Annotated in this window: 15 protein-coding genes; 3 read left to right on the forward strand and 12 right to left on the reverse strand. The window is 43.8% G+C overall.

The features are described from left to right. Window positions 1–153: 153 nt before the first annotated feature. Window positions 154–1323: a nucleotide sugar dehydrogenase gene (locus tag ACTJIX_RS03775; RefSeq protein WP_004813070.1), complete on the forward strand. Its 1170-nt coding sequence runs from the start codon at window positions 154–156 to the stop codon at window positions 1321–1323. Continuing rightward, a complete protein-coding gene (locus ACTJIX_RS03780; protein WP_004813072.1) occupies window positions 1320–2342 on the forward strand; it encodes an NAD-dependent epimerase in 1023 nt (340 codons plus the stop codon). Before ACTJIX_RS03775 ends, ACTJIX_RS03780 begins: the two co-directional genes overlap by 4 nt. Before the next feature lie 57 nt (window positions 2343–2399). Here ACTJIX_RS03780 and ACTJIX_RS03785 read toward each other — a convergent pair whose 3' ends face one another. The 12 genes from ACTJIX_RS03785 to mazG form a co-directional block, all read right to left on the reverse strand. Further along, window positions 2400–3326, reverse strand: coding sequence for a branched-chain amino acid transaminase (locus ACTJIX_RS03785; RefSeq protein WP_004813074.1), 927 nt, complete (start codon window positions 3324–3326; stop codon window positions 2400–2402). 24 nt (window positions 3327–3350) lie between these two features. Beyond that, the gene (glnE, locus tag ACTJIX_RS03790; RefSeq protein ID WP_004889963.1) at window positions 3351–6101 is read right to left on the reverse strand and encodes a bifunctional [glutamate--ammonia ligase]-adenylyl-L-tyrosine phosphorylase/[glutamate--ammonia-ligase] adenylyltransferase; all 2751 of its coding nucleotides are present in this window, start codon (window positions 6099–6101) and stop codon (window positions 3351–3353) included. 78 nt (window positions 6102–6179) lie between these two features. Beyond that, on the reverse strand, window positions 6180–7457 hold the full coding sequence (locus ACTJIX_RS03795) for a sensor histidine kinase (protein WP_004813078.1): 1278 nt from the start codon (window positions 7455–7457) through the stop codon (window positions 6180–6182). A gap of 694 nt (window positions 7458–8151) precedes the next feature. After that, on the reverse strand, window positions 8152–8685 hold the full coding sequence (gene yjgA, locus ACTJIX_RS03800; RefSeq protein WP_004813080.1) for a ribosome biogenesis factor YjgA: 534 nt from the start codon (window positions 8683–8685) through the stop codon (window positions 8152–8154). Between the two features lie 2 nt (window positions 8686–8687). Beyond that, window positions 8688–8957, reverse strand: a complete 270-nt coding sequence (locus ACTJIX_RS03805) for an HPr family phosphocarrier protein (protein ID WP_008303424.1) — start codon at window positions 8955–8957, stop codon at window positions 8688–8690. Further along, window positions 8954–9805 (reverse strand): RNase adapter RapZ, encoded by an 852-nt coding sequence (gene rapZ / locus ACTJIX_RS03810; RefSeq protein WP_004813082.1) that lies wholly within the window; start codon window positions 9803–9805, stop codon window positions 8954–8956. The genes ACTJIX_RS03805 and rapZ overlap by 4 nt, the downstream gene beginning before the upstream one ends. A gap of 14 nt (window positions 9806–9819) precedes the next feature. Next, complete coding sequence (gene panC / locus ACTJIX_RS03815; protein WP_004813083.1) at window positions 9820–10671, reverse strand: pantoate--beta-alanine ligase; 852 nt, start codon at window positions 10669–10671, stop codon at window positions 9820–9822. Between the two features lies 1 nt (window position 10672). After that, window positions 10673–11482 carry a 3-methyl-2-oxobutanoate hydroxymethyltransferase gene (panB, locus tag ACTJIX_RS03820; protein ID WP_004813084.1) on the reverse strand — a complete coding sequence of 270 codons (810 nt, stop codon included), beginning with the start codon at window positions 11480–11482 and terminating at the stop codon, window positions 10673–10675. A 52-nt stretch (window positions 11483–11534) separates the two neighbouring features. Next, window positions 11535–12020 carry a 2-amino-4-hydroxy-6-hydroxymethyldihydropteridine diphosphokinase gene (gene folK / locus ACTJIX_RS03825; RefSeq protein ID WP_004889973.1) on the reverse strand — a complete coding sequence of 162 codons (486 nt, stop codon included), beginning with the start codon at window positions 12018–12020 and terminating at the stop codon, window positions 11535–11537. Then, window positions 12017–13483, reverse strand: a complete 1467-nt coding sequence (gene pcnB, locus ACTJIX_RS03830; RefSeq protein ID WP_004889977.1) for a polynucleotide adenylyltransferase PcnB — start codon at window positions 13481–13483, stop codon at window positions 12017–12019. The genes folK and pcnB overlap by 4 nt, the downstream gene beginning before the upstream one ends. Window positions 13484–13619: 136 nt before the next feature. After that, entirely contained in the window at window positions 13620–14045 is a 426-nt protein-coding gene (locus tag ACTJIX_RS03835) for a ComEA family DNA-binding protein (protein ID WP_004889984.1), read from the reverse strand. Beyond that, on the reverse strand, window positions 14002–14817 hold the full coding sequence (gene mazG, locus ACTJIX_RS03840; RefSeq protein WP_004889985.1) for a nucleoside triphosphate pyrophosphohydrolase: 816 nt from the start codon (window positions 14815–14817) through the stop codon (window positions 14002–14004). Before mazG ends, ACTJIX_RS03835 begins: the two co-directional genes overlap by 44 nt. A 90-nt stretch (window positions 14818–14907) precedes the next feature. Between mazG and ACTJIX_RS03845 the strand changes: the two genes are divergently transcribed. After that, a complete protein-coding gene (locus ACTJIX_RS03845; RefSeq protein ID WP_004889988.1) occupies window positions 14908–15681 on the forward strand; it encodes an SDR family oxidoreductase in 774 nt (257 codons plus the stop codon). Window positions 15682–15686: the final 5 nt, after the last annotated feature.

Consider the following 15686-nt stretch of genomic DNA (forward strand, 5'->3'; position numbering starts at 1 on the left):
TATCATACCATCTCTAAAGCAAAGTTACTCCCCCGCTTTTCAACACCTTCATAATACTCAAAATACTTTATGGTATGATATGAAACCGCCTTGAGAACACCACTATTGGCTTGGGCTCTGGCTCCCCTATTAAAAATACATAATCAGGTTGATATGAAAATAGCAGTTGCAGGCACCGGTTACGTCGGCCTTTCCAATGCCATGATCTTCTCACAACATCATGAAGTCGTGGCATTAGATATTATTGACAATAAAGTTGAAATGTTAAATCAGAAGATTTCTCCGATTCAGGATCCTGACATTTCAACTTTTTTAAGTGAAAAGCCACTAAACTTCCGTGCAACAACTGACAAATATGAAGCTTATCAGAATGCTGATTTTGTCATTATTGCGACACCGACGGATTATGATACCAAAACCAATTATTTTAATACCCAAAGCGTCGAAAGCGTTATTCGTGATGTGACCGAGATTAACCCTCAAGCGGTCATGATTATTAAATCTACAGTTCCGGTAGGCTTCACCAAAACAGTTAAAGAGAAATTTCATACAGAAAATATTATTTTCTCTCCAGAATTCTTGCGTGAAGGTAAAGCTTTACATGACAACCTTTATCCATCACGTATTATTGTTGGAGAGAAGTCAGCGCGTGCTCAACAATTCGCAGATATGCTGATTGAAGGTGCAATCAAAAAAGACAGTCCTGTTCTGTTCACTGACTCAACCGAAGCAGAAGCAATCAAGTTATTTGCCAATACCTATCTGGCTATGCGCGTAGCTTTCTTCAATGAACTGGATACCTATGCACAAACGTTCGGTTTAGATACTCAGCAAATTATTGAAGGTGTCTGTCTGGACCAACGAATTGGCAATCACTATAACAACCCTTCCTTTGGTTATGGAGGTTACTGCCTGCCAAAAGATACCAAACAGCTATTGGCGAACTATAGTCAGGTACCTAGCAATCTGATTCAAGCTATTGTGGATTCTAACCGTACCCGTAAAGACTTTATTGCCGATTCTATTTTGGCAAGGAATCCGTCGGTGGTCGGGATTTATCGACTGGTTATGAAAAGTGGCTCAGATAATTTCCGTGCCTCTGCCATTCAGGGGGTAATGAAACGCCTTAAAGCCAAGGGGGTTGAAGTCATTGTTTATGAACCGGCATTAAAAGAAAGCGAGTTCTTTAAATCTGAAGTGATTACTGATTTAGAAGCCTTTAAACAGCGGGCAGATGTGATTATCACCAATCGTCAATCCAAAGATTTGAGTGACGTTGAAGATAAAGTGTATACCCGTGATATTTTTGGAGGCGATGAATGAAAATTCTGGTAACAGGTGCAGCAGGTTTTATTGGATTCCATGTTTCCAAAAAGCTTTTAGAACGTGGTGATGATGTGGTCGGTTTTGACAACATGAATGACTACTACGATCCAGCTTTAAAACAGGCACGTGTAGATCTGCTAACTCAAACAGCGGAACAGCAGTCGGGGCAGTTCGACTTTTATCATGCCAACCTTGCAGATAAAGCCGCAGTTGACAAGTGTTTTCAGGAACATCAATTTGATCGCGTGATTCATCTTGCTGCACAGGCAGGCGTACGTTATTCGCTTGAAAATCCGATGAGTTATGTGGAAAGCAATATTGTCGGTTTTACCAATATCATTGAAGCCTGTCGCTATGCCAAAACACCACATCTGACTTATGCCAGTACCAGTAGCGTGTATGGTGCCAACACTACCATGCCTTTTAGTGAAAAGCATGGTGTCGACCATCCGATCCAGTTCTATGCAGCAACAAAGCGTGCCAATGAATTGATGGCACATAGCTATAGCCACCTCTTCAAACTGCCAACCACAGGCTTGCGCTTCTTTACTGTCTATGGTCCTTGGGGGCGTCCGGATATGGCTCTCTTTAAGTTCACCAAGAACATTATTGAAGGCAAATCTATTCCGGTTTTTAACCACGGCAATCATACCCGTGATTTCACCTTTGTTGCAGATATTGCTGAAGGCGTGATCCGTTCCAGTGACCAGATTGCTGCACCAAATCCAGACTGGGATAGCAACAATCCTGATCCATCCACCAGCAATGCCCCGTTCCGGATCTTTAACATCGGCAATAATTCGCCAGTCAAACTGATTGAATATATCCATGCCATTGAAAAAGCAGTCGGCAAAGAAGCCATTCTGGACTTACTGCCACTACAACCCGGTGATGTACCAGATACTTTCGCTGATAGCTCAGCACTAGAACAAAGTGTAGGTTATAAACCTTCTGTTTCTGTTGAAGATGGCGTAAAACAGTTTGTTGACTGGTATCGCGATTTCTATCAGGTTTAATAGATTCTTCTAGCCATAAAAAAAGGACTCATTTGAGTCCTTTTTTATCTGTTGAACTTATTTTACGTAAGTTAACCAGTGCGCATATTTAGGGTCTTTACCCTGAACCGCATTGAAGAATGCAGTCTGGATTTGCTCAGTGATCGGACCACGTTTGCCTTCACCGATTTGACGGTCATCGTATTCACGGATAGGCGTTACTTCAGCAGCAGTACCGGTGAAGAATGCTTCATCAGCAATATAGAATTCATCACGGGTAATACGGCGTTCAACCACTTCATAACCAAGATCTTTGGCAATGGTAATAATCGTTTGACGGGTAATACCATCAAGCGCACCACCTGCGATATCCGGTGTATGAATCACGCCATCACGTACCAGGAATACGTTTTCGCCTGAACCTTGACATACATAACCTTGTGGATCTAGAAGCATTGCTTCGTCATAACCAGAATGTGCTACTTCTTGATGTGCAAGGATAGATAATGTGTAGTTACCTGATGCTTTGGCTTTACACATGGTCACGTTAGGGTGATGGTGCGTAAATGAAGAAGTTTTTACGCGAATACCCTTCGCCATTGCTTCATCACCTAGGTAAGCACCCCAGCTCCACGCAGCAACCACTGCATGAATGGTATTGTCAGTTGCGGCAATGCCCAGTTTTTCAGAACCAATAAAGATAATTGGACGTAAATAGCAAGACGCTAATTTGTTTTCACGAACGACATCAATTTGAGCTTGTTCTAACGCTGCCTGATCAAATGGAACTTTCATTTGATAAATTTTTGCAGAATTAAGTAAACGTTTAGTGTGTTCTTTCAGACGGAAAATAGCCGTTCCATTCGGGGTTTCATAAGCACGGACACCTTCAAACACCCCCATGCTGTAGTGCAAGGTATGTGTTAATACGTGAGTTTTTGCCTCACGCCAATCTACCAGTTGTCCGTCTTGCCAAATGAAACCATCACGATCAGCCAAATTCATGCCACAAACTCCAATTTTTCACAATTATTCACTATCCAGTGCAAATACTGCACTTGGATCAATCAGTCTTTGCCATAACTTGCAAACGGTCTTTCGGGTATCGTGCCAGTCGCTTGCAGACACTTGCATGGATTGATTTGCAAGGGCTAAGCGGTGGCTCTCGGCGCGTTCACGGAGATAAGCTTGAATCAGAGCAGTCGCATCGTCGCTGGATAAGCAACCTGATTTTGCGGCATCCTCAAGGATTCGTACATTGTCGGAGTAATGGGCGAGATCTTTATTCGTCCCACTCCAAGCTAACACCGCATACTGTGCCATAAATTCGATATCAACGATACCACCTGCATCTTGTTTTAAATGAAAAATTCCATCTTTTTTTTGCTCTTTTGAAGAACCCAGATGATCTTTCATTTTCTGACGCATTTTTAATACTTCTTCACGCACATGACCGATATCCCGTTTTTGGGTCAAGATATCACAGCGCAATATCTCGAATTTTTTACGTAAACTCATTTCCCCTGCGATTGGACGGGCACGTACCAAGGCTTGATGTTCCCAGAGCCAGGCGCTCTTAAACTGATACTGTTCAAAAGCTTTCAGACTGGTAACCAATAAACCTGCTTCCCCTGAAGGACGTAAGCGGGTATCAACTTCATAAACCCGCCCATCCAAGGTTTGTGTAGTCATCAGTGACATCAGCTTTTGCGCCACACGCATGGCAAATTCAAAGCCACTAATTGGTTTCAGTCCGTCAGTATCTGCCTGTTCATTCATAAAATGAATAAATACCAAATCCAGGTCAGAACCATAACCGAGTTCAATCCCGCCCACCTTGCCATAGCCAATCACGGCAAAAGCAGTATGATCGACTGAACAGCGTTGCCCTTCGGCATCAAGTGGGAAACCATGCTTTTTGGCCACAATTTGATAGGCTAAATGCAAGGCAGCATTTACAGACACTTCAGCAATATCAGTCAAAGCATCTGATACTTTCATTAAAGGACTTTCTGCCAACACATCACTGGCAGCAACAGCCAGCACATTGGATTTTTTAAACAGACGCAATACCCGCATCTGGTCTTCCACCTGATCAAGCTCAATACGCAGCAACTGCTGACGTAGAGAATCTTCAAGATCTTTACGCTTTGGCAGCTCAAAATCCATAGACAGGAATTCATCCAGTAACACCGGATAATGGGTTAATTCCTCACAAATCCATGGGCTGACAGTTGCCATCTTGACCAGACGCTGAAGTGCACCTTTGCTTTCAATCAGCATGACCAAGTACACAGTGCGGCGCATGACTGATTCAACCAATGGCATCAGACGCACTAAAGCCGTCTGCGGCTGATCAGATTGCAAAATTGCTTCAATCAGATAAGGCCAAAATGTTTTTAAACGCTGTAAGGCTTTGGCCGGCAATTTTTTTAAGGTATTACTGTTCCAGAACTCATGCACCAGATTTCGGGCATTTACATCTAGTACTGCATTTAACTGCTGTTCCAGTTGGGTAAAACTTGAGAGTTGAGTTTCTGGACCATTCTCTTTAATCAGATGTTCAAACTGGTAAATCACTTTGGCGCGCTTCTGATCCAACACATCCATAAATGCTGCCCAGTCAGCAAAACCCAAAGTATCAGCAATGCGCTGGCGAGGGTCATCTTCGGTTGGTAATGACTGAGTTTGCTGATCATTCAGCGCCTGAATCGCATGTTCAACCCGGCGCAGGAATAAATAAGCATCCTCAAGATCTTCTACTGCTTGTTCATCTAGTAATTCAGCCGTAACCAAGTGCTTGAGACTGACCAGACATTGGCGATCCTGTAATTCCAGCTTGGCACCACCATAAATCAGCTGATACACCTGAACAATGAATTCAACTTCACGAATCCCGCCAGCACCAAGCTTGATATCATCTTCAATATTGCGGCGCTGCACTTCACGCTGGATCATCGCTTTCATTTCACGCATAGCAGCGAAAGCACTGTAGTCCACATAGCGACGGAACACGAATGGACGTGTCATCTCTAGTAACTCATCACCTTCAGGCGTTGGATTGACAATCCGCGCCTTGATCCAGGCATAACGTTCCCATTCACGACCATGCTGGCTGAGATATTTTTCCAGCGCGACATGGCTAATTGCTAATGGTGAACCATCCCCCCAAGGACGCAGGCGCATATCGACACGGAAAACAAAACCATCTGAGGTAATATGATCTAACAGGTAGATCAGCTTTTGTCCCCACAGAATGCAAAACTGCTGCACATCAATACATTTTCGCCCATCGCTTTCCCCTTGCTCGTCAAAAGCAAAAATCAGATCAATATCGCTAGAAAGATTGAGTTCCTGAGCACCGAGCTTACCCATAGCAATTACAATTAAGTCTTGCACCTTTCCATTGTAGCCAATCGGCTGGCCATACTTTGCAACCAAGGGAATACGGGCAAAATCTTTGGCGGCACAAATGGCGGCATCGGCAAAATCAGAAAGTTCACGAGTAAGAGTAATGACATTAGTAAGTTGATTGGCATCCTGCCAGATCCAGCGAAACATCAGGCGAGCACGCAGAGTACGTAACGTACTCATCCATTTGTCTTCATCACTAATATTGCTAAGAGTATCTGTGACAGATTGCTTGATTTGTTCAGTACTTAAAGCATGCTGAAAATGGTCAACTGCATAGTCCTGCTGCAGCAAGGCAGCGTGTCTGGACAATACCTGCTCGGCATATTGGCTTGCCCTTAAAGTTTTCTGCAATTGTACGTCGTTCATTTCCAGTCCTTGTCACCTGCAAGATTTTTTCTAGTTATAACAGGTGACTGGCAGCGCTGTGAATGCCTTGGACGGAAATTAATTTTTTTCTTTTAATGCACCTGCCGGTTCAGCAAGTGCCAGTGCCTGATGTTCATTGGTGGCTTTTGGCAACAATACACTAAAGGTCGTACCCTGACCTTCTTTAGAGTCCACATAAATTTGACCATGATTCAGATCGACAAATCGCTTACACAGTACCAGACCAAGACCCGCGCCTTTTTCATTATCTGTGCCTTTCACACTTACTGTCAGATTTGGCTTAAACAGATTTTGCATCTGTTCTTCAGTCATGCCCAGACCGGTATCCTGCACGCTGATTCTGACCAGCTCGTCTTCAGCTTCAGCAGTCAAAATGACCTGACCCTGCTGATCGGTTGGGGTGAATTTCAGTGCATTGGAGACCAGGTTTTGCAGCACTGAAGTAATCATGTTGATATCAGCATTGACCTTCACTCCTTCAGGAATGCGGTCAATCAGGTCGATTTTTTTATTCAATGCTAAGCTTTTGAGTACATCGCAAACAATTTTGCTGGACTGTTTTAGCTCAAAGTTGATCGGATGGTAAACAAAACGTCCACCTTCAGCCATCGCCCAAGTCAGCAGGCTTTCCAGCAAGTTATAAGTTGACTTGGCATTTTCACAGAGATAATCGGCAATATTCTGAACACTTGAATCATCCAGTGTATGACGTTCTTCAGCCAATACTTCCGAGAATCCAAGTAAACCATGAAAGGGTGCACGCAGGTCATGAGCAATAATCTGGAAGAATTTCGTCTTACTGAAGTTCATGGCGCATTGCTGCTCGTACATTTCCTTCAGTTCATTATAGTCTTCATGCAAGCGAATCCGTCCGACCAGCCCATCGGCAAACTCCTGCACCAGACGAATATCTTCCTGATCAAAGCCCTCTTCTTTCTGATCAAAAAATACCACATGACCAATTGAGTGGGTATCACTGGCTTTCAGATTAAAGGAGATCAGGCGCTTATGCTCTACACCAAGACTACGAATATATTCTGACATTTCTGTATAGGCAGGATGCGTATGATCCAGACAGTCATCATTTTTAAGATAATTGAGCAGATTTAATTCGGGCGGCGTTTCAAACCCCCAAAATTCTGAAGCAGTGGAATACCAGATATAAGGTTCTTTATGAAAACCCAGTAAACATTTTTCAGTCTTAAGTAGCCGACGTGCGACTCGAGCAAATGTATTAATTAGGTTATTGGAAGTATTTACGCCCAAAATAAGAGACAGGCGGCATGAGCTTAGCTGTTCAGTATTTTGACCTATCTCCAGAAGGTTAAGCTTCATCTCTGCCTCTCATGGTTATGTTTATTTATTCGACCAATTTTATACAATCAATAACAAAGAATCTAAACAGTCTCAACAACATTTCCTAACATCTAGATTAATTGATTTCATTACATTTAACTACGTATACGTTCATTTTTTCTTTAAAAAATGTAAAACAAATTTGACATTAACCGTTATTTGTAAACCTATAAACAACCCTGATAATGTCACTGAAATGTCTATTTTTTCACCACCACTTGTAACATGCACCTAAACTAAATACTAGTGCCAAGCCTATAGATAATTAATTTAATTTAAAATAATAGCACCAAAATAAATTATTTAGATTAATATTGTTAAGAATTTCTTCACCAACCAATCTTTTACGAGTAAATATCCTATTTTTTGCTTCATAATGCTCAAATGATTAATCTTCTAACTAACCATGTAATTTAGTTAATTCTTTGATATGTCTAATTTTTGTTAATTAAGCACAATAAAACTGGCATAAAGTACCAATTTTTTTGTTAATGACTGAGATTTCCTTACTGTTAATTGTAAGCAGCCACTACAATTCTTATAAATTGTTTCTTTAAAAATTATGCTTGAGCTCATAATTCCAGTTCATGAATCTTATATAACTTTCTGTTTGGTAAAATACGGATATAAAAAAAAGCGACCTTCTAGGATCGCCTTCTCTATCGACACGAAATCAATTATCTGAAATCAATGCTACTTGCTGTACATAGTTGAACAGTTTTAGCTTTGATGCTGTAACCTCTTCTTCAGGTGCCTGATTTTTTAGATCACGATGTACACGCAAATAATGCTGACGTAAGGTATGACGTTCTGTTGCATTATAGGTTTTGGTAAATTCGTTAATCGCCGGATCACCATCTTTGACAATACGGTCAACCCAACGCTGTAATTGCGCTGTCTTTTTCAAACCCTGTTTAGGGGTCAGGTAGGACAGAATCACGGTTTCATTTTCGTTACGTAGTAATTTGCCAATACGTGAGAATTGGCGACGACGTGCTTCATGTGAACTAATTTGCTGAACATCTAGCAAGGCTTCAATCAAACGCTCTTCAACAGGAAGGTTCTTGATTTGTTTCGCACTCAGTTCTGCCAACTGTGCGCCTAAAGCAGCCATACGCTGGACTGCTTTTTTCTGTTCGGTTTTACTTGCGCGTCCCTCTAAAGATTCGAAATCTTCTTCAGTTAAACTGCTCGGTCGACGTGCCACGATTAATCTGCCTCATAAAATTTTGCCGCAAACAGTGCCTGAATTTCAGATAAAGCTTTTTCTTCATCTGCTCCTTCAAGTACCAAGCGTAATGTTGTGCCTTTGCCCGCTCCTAGCATGAGCAAGGACATGATATTTTTTGCATCGACGAGCTTGTCACCCTTTCCAATCTGAATATTGGAACGAAATTTGGTGGTGACTTCAATGAGCTTACCCGATGCCCGCGCATGTAAACCCAATTTGTTAATTACGTCAACCGTCGTATCAATCATGACCAGTGCTTCATTTCTCGGTGGAGGACTTGAACAGACCATTTTGCCTCAAGCGCTTTTTTTAGTCTATCCACAATATAAACAGAACGATGCTGACCACCGGTACAACCCACAGAAACTGTGATGTAGTGACGGTGCCCTTCAGCAAAAGCCGGTAGCCATTTTTCCAGAAAGTCGTAAATGTCCTGGAACATGTCTTCTACCTGCTCACTCTTTTCCAGGAAAGTCTGTACAGGCTGATCCAGTCCGGAAAATTTACGTAGTTCCAGATCCCAGTGCGGGTTAGGCAGATGACGCACATCAAAGACATAATCGGCATCCAATGGAATACCATGCTTATAACCAAAGGACTGTAAAATCAGAATTAGGTTATCGGTCTGACCGAGCTTATGCAGTAAGGTATGCTTCAGGTCATGCACACTTTTGTCAGAAGTATCGATATGTACCGTCGAGCGCAACTGGATCGGAAGCAAAAGTAATTTTTCTTCCTGAATGCATTCATTCAGACTTTTAAAACGTGCAGCCAGCGGATGCGGACGGCGTGAAGCACTAAAACGTGCAATCAGCTCCTGATCCTGCGTAGTTAGATAAATAACATCGACTGTGCCATGTTGTTGCAGCTGTTCAAACACATGATCAAATTCTTGCAGATCCGCCCGGGTGCTACGAACATCCACTCCTAATGCCAACTGTTCCAGGTTATTTTCCTGATCCAGTTTCGCGACAATTTCAGGAAGCAGTGCCAGCGGCAGGTTATCGATACAGTAATAACCCAGGTCTTCCAGTACCTGCAAGGCAGATGACTTACCTGAACCAGATTGGCCTGTCACAATTAAGATGCGCTTCATGCACTGCTACCCTATTAATGACGTGCAGAATATTTTACCTGCAGATTGTCGATCAAACGTGTTTTACCTAATTTCGCCGCAATGAATAACACAAGATCCTGACTAAATTCATCAATCTTTTGCAATTCTGGCGTACGTGCCTCAATATAATCTACCACAAAACCAGCATCAGTGAGGGTCTGGCGAATACCGGTCAACACCGCATCCAATACCACACCTTCATACAACTGCTGTTCCGCTGCTTTTAAGCTGCGGTAGATCAATGGTGCAGTCTGGCGTTCTTGCTCGGTCAGATAACCGTTCCGTGAACTCAGTGCCAAACCATCTTCAGCGCGCGCTATCGGCACCCCAATCACTTCCAGTGGAATATTCAGGTCTTGCACAAACTGGCGAATCACTGCCAGTTGCTGATAATCTTTTTCACCAAAGAAAGCATAGTTTGGCTGAACCATGTTAAACAATTTTGTCACGACAACTGCTACGCCATCGAAATGCCCCGGACGCTGTAAACCACACAGGTCGTTAGTGATATCCGAAACACTGATATTGGTTAGACGCGGCTTGTTGCCATACATCTGTTCCACACTTGGAGCAAAGACGATGTCACAGCCTACTTCAGCCAATAACTGCTGATCCTGTTCCAAGGTACGTGGATAATTATTAAAATCTTCGTTTGGCCCAAACTGAATCGGATTCACGAAGATGCTGACCACGACTACATCACATAACTTGCGGGCTTCACGTACCAGATTTAAGTGACCTTGATGCAGATTCCCCATGGTGGGTACGAAGCCAATAATTTTACGTGCTGAACGAGCCGGATTTAATGAGGCCGCTAAACCCTGGATGGTAGTTTCTGTTTTCATGTTATAACTCAACCTGGAATGTATGTTCAGGTGCAGGGAATGAGCTGTCTAGTACAGCAGCATGATAGGCCTTGAATGCATCCAGGATTGCATTGGCACCTGATTGTTCTTTCATAAAGTTACGTACAAATTTAGCCGTATGACCAAAGTTCAGGCCCAGCATGTCTTGCACTACAAGCACCTGACCATCCGTATCTACACCCGCACCAATACCAATCACTGGAATCTCCGGGAATAACTCAGCCACTTCTTTGCCAAGTTGTGCAGGCACACATTCAAGCAATAACAAGGCAGCACCAGCTTCAACCACAGCCTTACAGTCAGCAAGCAGCTGATCTGCCGCTGCACGGTTACGTGCCTGTAATTTATAACCACCAAATACATTCACTGATTGTGGTGTCAAACCTAGGTGTACACAAACTGGAATACCGTTACGCGTCATGACCTGTACGGTTTCAGCCAGCCATGCTCCACCTTCCAGCTTGACCATCTGAGCACCCGCCTGCATCACGGTACGGGCACTTTGCAAGGCATCATTCAATGTTGCATAACTCATAAATGGCAGATCAGTCAGGATAAAGGCATGCTGATTCGCACGGCGCACTGCAGCGGTGTGATATGCCATATCTGCTACAGTGACTGGCAAAGTAGAATCATGTCCCTGAATGGTCATACCCAGGGAATCCCCGATCAGAATCGTATCTACTTCGGCAATTTCCATGGCTTTGGCCATGCTGGCATCATAGCAGGTCAGGCAGGAGAATTTACGGCCGTCCGCCTTGAATCGTCTTAAGTCGCTCAGACTGATCATGAAGGTGTTCCTCTCTTATTGAAGTTCTCGCGAACATACCAATAACTAAAAATTAAATATTTGCCCAATTCGTGCGATCAAGGACCGTCAAAGTCGATTGTTTTACGATGTCCAGGTCTTTTAATGATTGTCCATTCAGCTGTAATTCAGTATCAAGATCCAACAACGGCAATAATACAAAATCACGTTCCATTACACCGACATGCGGCACAGTCAAACGCTCATTCTGAATACGTTCATCACCGTAAATAAGCAGGTCCAGATCCAGGGTACGTTCACCCCAGTGGCGTAAACGTACCCGACCCGCTTCCTGTTCCAATGCCTGTAGACGATCCAGTAAATCGAGTGGTGCCAGATCGGTAATCAACTGCACCACAGCATTATGATAATTTGGCTGATCCTGTGGACCCATCGGTGGACTTTGATACAAATGGGATATTTTCACTGTTCCCAAGCTTGCCAGTTTCTGTACCGCCTCAGCCATAATCTGGCGCGAATCACCAAGATTACTGCCTAAGCCAATATAAGTAATGGTCATTGTGTCGGTCCAAAAACAACTTGGCTTAAATCACGCTGTACACGCTTACGTTTCATAATTGGATGATCCGGACCAATCTCACCGCTTGCACTCGCTGCTGCATGAGAAACTGGTTTCTCTGCTGCTGGCTTAGGTTTGCGGGTACGACGGTTACGTGGTTCCGGCTCATTGACTAATGGCTCAATCTCAGTAGTTTCCTGAACAGCAAGACGCTGTTCCAGATGCTCTTCCTGAGTCGCTTTACGACGGCTCTTGGCACGCTGACGGTTATACTGTGCAATGGCACGTTCTTTTTCGTCACCGCCCATTTGCTGATAAGCATCCCACCAGCTCCCCATGCCCTGTGCCGTTTCATCACCTGATTTTTCGCGGAGTAACAGGAAGTCAAAGCCGGCACGAAAACGCGCATGACCAGACAGCGCTTCAATCTGCTGCGGTTTTGGATTCAACAGCCGGGTCTGCATTTCCCAGACTTCACGGATAAAGGTTTCCGCAAAACGTGGAATGATGGTACGGGTTGCTTGACGCTTCAGCACATCCAGGCCTGCTTGAGCACGTGCTTCAGCTGGAATAATGCCTTTACTCAAGTAGAAATCACAACGTTCCAGGAATGGCTTCCATAACAATACAGCATAGAAGAACGCGGGATTAATCGTCTTGCCAATCGAAATACGCTGATCGGTATTGGTCGCAGCACGTTCAATAAACGGTGTGATTTCGGGCTTGATCTCTGCAAACAGCTGACGCCAGATCCCGAAATCAATCAGCATTGGCAAGACGCGGTTGAGATGCCCCATGGTGAACAGCTTCTGTGACTCATCATAAAGACGATGCGGAGATACATCACGAAGTAACTGGGTCATTTCTGGTGTAAAGATATCCAGAATCGCTTCATCAATATTGAAATTTAATTTTGCTGCAAAACGCAACGTACGCAGCATACGGACTGGATCTTCTTCAAAGCGGAGTATTGGATCACCCAGCAGGCGCAGTGTTTTATGTTTAATATCATCTACTGCATTGCAGAAATCCAGCACAATACCTTTACGTGGCTGGTAATACATTGCATTAATCGAGAAATCACGGCGAGCAAAGTCCTGCTCGATAGTTCCCCAGTTATTGTCACGCAGAATCATGCCCTGCGCCGAAGTGACGGCCTTTTTCGGCGGTGCCCGGAAAGTCGCGACTTCTACCAGTTCGCGACCAGAATAGACATGAGCCAGCTCAAAACGACGCCCGATAATACGACAACGTCGCCCGAATACTTCTTTGACCTGAGCGGGAGTTGCGTTAGTGACAGCATCGAAATCCTTGGGATTCAAGCCCAGCATCAGATCTCGTACACCACCACCAACAATATAAGCTTCATAGCCGGCCTTATTTAAGGCATCAATCACATCGAGGATATAAGAAGGTAATTGAGCGGTTGATAAACCACATTTTGACGCGCGCAAAGTTTGCAAAAGACGCTGTCTCCTACGTCTGAACGTAAAATTCTAAGATGACGCTAATCATATCGCTTACACGGCTAAAGGGCAATTTGATTATGTCAATCCTGTATCCAGCAATGATAGAGGATTCACTTTAAATTTAGATGATTTACAGCGCCAGTCGAGCTTGATTTTTAGCAAATAGTGCGGGACCAATCCCCTTGACCAGCTGAATATCCTTAACACGTTTAAACTTGCCATGCGTGTTGCGATATTCAATAATTGCTTCTGCTTTCTTCTGACCAATGCCATGCAGCTGCTGCAACTGCTCGACCGTAGCGGAATTCAGCCGGATCCTGTCTGCACTGGAAACAGCTGCAAGCTCCGGCTTCGCCAGATAGTGATTGCTATGATTTTGGGATGGCTGATTCTGCTGTTGTTTCAGCCGTGCATCATATTGTTGCTGTTTAGCCTTCCAGTCGGCGTAACTTTCATTTTGAGCAGCAGCTGCAAACGAACTGCACAGTACAGATAAAATTGTGAGGATAATACTAATCAGTTCTCTGCTGATTGGCTGAAGTTTTATGATTTTCATGCATGGCCCGTTGTTTTAATTCTTGTTTCGCCTGTTCCCACAACTGATCCAGTTCAGTCAGTGACAGGTCTTCTATATTCAGATTCTGTTGTACTGCCTGATGTTCCATCAAGGCAAATCGAGTACGGAATTTATGGATGGTACCTAATAGTGCCATCTCACTCGAAATTCCAAGTTTACGACCAACATTAACCAGAGAGAATAAGCAATCACCAAATTCTTCCAGAATTTCGTCGGATTTCTGTCCTACCATTGCCTCTTTAAATTCACCTAACTCTTCTTCAAGCTTACCGAATGCACCATCCACATCAGGAAAATCAAAACCAATTTTTGCCACATTTTTCTGGATTTCATCTGCCTGTACGAGTGACGGTGCATGTTTCACGTCATCCAGACGGGAACGGGGCTTATCCTGTTTTTCTTGTGCCTTAATCTTTTTCCACAATACAGCCACATCTTCAGGGCTGAGTTTGGAAAACTGTTCAGCCTGAAATACATGCGGATGACGGCGGATTAATTTATCGCTAATCGCCTGTACTACATCCTGGAAATTAAAAGCACCTTGCTCACTGTACATCTGCGACTGAAAAACCACTTGTAATAACAGGTCACCCAGCTCATCACGTACATCTTCAGCCTTACCGGAACGAACAGCCGCTTCAACTTCATACGCCTCTTCAATCGCATAACGCGTTAATGATTCAGGTGTCTGCTGTTGATCCCACGGACATTTTTCACGTAGTTCTCGCATGATGCTCAGTAATTGTTCCACCTTAAAACCTCTTTATTTTATCGGACAAGAAAATATCTTTTGCTCAATGTTTGCTATGCTCTAAAAACAATCAACATGGAGGTGAGCTCAATGCACAGTATCTTTATTAGCGGTGCAGCACAAGGAATCGGTGCTGCTGTTGCCAGCCTATTTTGCCACGAGGATTACAAGGTCGGTATTTACGATCTGAATATTAGCCTTGCCGAACAACTGGCTGAACAGTTAGGCCCGAATGCGCATGCAGGTTATCTGGATGTCGCCAGTTATGCATCCTGGCAAACCGCCTTAGAAGATTTTGAAGCCTGGGCAGGCAAGATCAATATTCTGGTGAATAATGCCGGCATTCTCTATTCAGGAAATTTTGAAAAGACCCCCATTGAAGCACACCATCATACGGTCGATATTAATATCAAGGGTGTGATCAATGGCTGTCATGCGGCCTTTCCCTTTCTGGAGCGTGCTGCTTTTGCCCGGGTCATTAACCTTTCCTCTGCTTCCGCGATCTATGGTCAGGCTGATCTCGCTTCTTATGCGACCAGTAAATTTGCCGTACGAGGCCTGACAGAAAGCCTGGATATTGAATGGCACAAGCATGGCATCCGGGTCATGGATGTGATGCCACTTTTTGTGCGCACTGCAATGGTTCAGGATATGCAGGCAGAAAGCATCAAGAAAATGGGCGTACATTTGAGTGCAGAAGATGTCGCTCAGGATATTTTAAAACTGGTACAGCGCAAGGACAATTTACTGGTTCCTACCCATCAGCCAGTCGGCTTTAAAAGCCAGTTCTTATACCATTTGTCACGTTTCAGTCCGCAGTTTGTGAACCGCATGAGTAATTTGCTAATTGCCCGAAAACCCTGATTCTT

The organism is Acinetobacter sp. 22323 (assembly GCF_052044895.1).
Classification (GTDB): Bacteria; Pseudomonadota; Gammaproteobacteria; order Pseudomonadales; family Moraxellaceae; genus Acinetobacter; species Acinetobacter schindleri.

What these genes read in the sequence shown, in the direction of transcription:
- ACTJIX_RS03775 (WP_004813070.1), top strand. Translation starts at nt 154, where the DNA reads ATGAAAATAGCAGTTGCAGGCACCGGTTACGTCGGCCTTTCCAATGCC.
- ACTJIX_RS03780 (WP_004813072.1), top strand. Translation starts at nt 1,320, where the DNA reads ATGAAAATTCTGGTAACAGGTGCAGCAGGTTTTATTGGATTCCATGTT.
- ACTJIX_RS03785 (WP_004813074.1), bottom strand. Translation starts at nt 3,326, where the DNA reads ATGAATTTGGCTGATCGTGATGGTTTCATTTGGCAAGACGGACAACTG.
- glnE (WP_004889963.1), bottom strand. Translation starts at nt 6,101, where the DNA reads ATGAACGACGTACAATTGCAGAAAACTTTAAGGGCAAGCCAATATGCC.
- ACTJIX_RS03795 (WP_004813078.1), bottom strand. Translation starts at nt 7,457, where the DNA reads ATGAAGCTTAACCTTCTGGAGATAGGTCAAAATACTGAACAGCTAAGC.
- ACTJIX_RS03805 (WP_008303424.1), bottom strand. Translation starts at nt 8,957, where the DNA reads ATGATTGATACGACGGTTGACGTAATTAACAAATTGGGTTTACATGCG.
- rapZ (WP_004813082.1), bottom strand. Translation starts at nt 9,805, where the DNA reads ATGAAGCGCATCTTAATTGTGACAGGCCAATCTGGTTCAGGTAAGTCA.
- panC (WP_004813083.1), bottom strand. Translation starts at nt 10,671, where the DNA reads ATGAAAACAGAAACTACCATCCAGGGTTTAGCGGCCTCATTAAATCCG.
- panB (WP_004813084.1), bottom strand. Translation starts at nt 11,482, where the DNA reads ATGATCAGTCTGAGCGACTTAAGACGATTCAAGGCGGACGGCCGTAAA.
- folK (WP_004889973.1), bottom strand. Translation starts at nt 12,020, where the DNA reads ATGACCATTACTTATATTGGCTTAGGCAGTAATCTTGGTGATTCGCGC.
- ACTJIX_RS03835 (WP_004889984.1), bottom strand. Translation starts at nt 14,045, where the DNA reads ATGAAAATCATAAAACTTCAGCCAATCAGCAGAGAACTGATTAGTATT.
- ACTJIX_RS03845 (WP_004889988.1), top strand. Translation starts at nt 14,908, where the DNA reads ATGCACAGTATCTTTATTAGCGGTGCAGCACAAGGAATCGGTGCTGCT.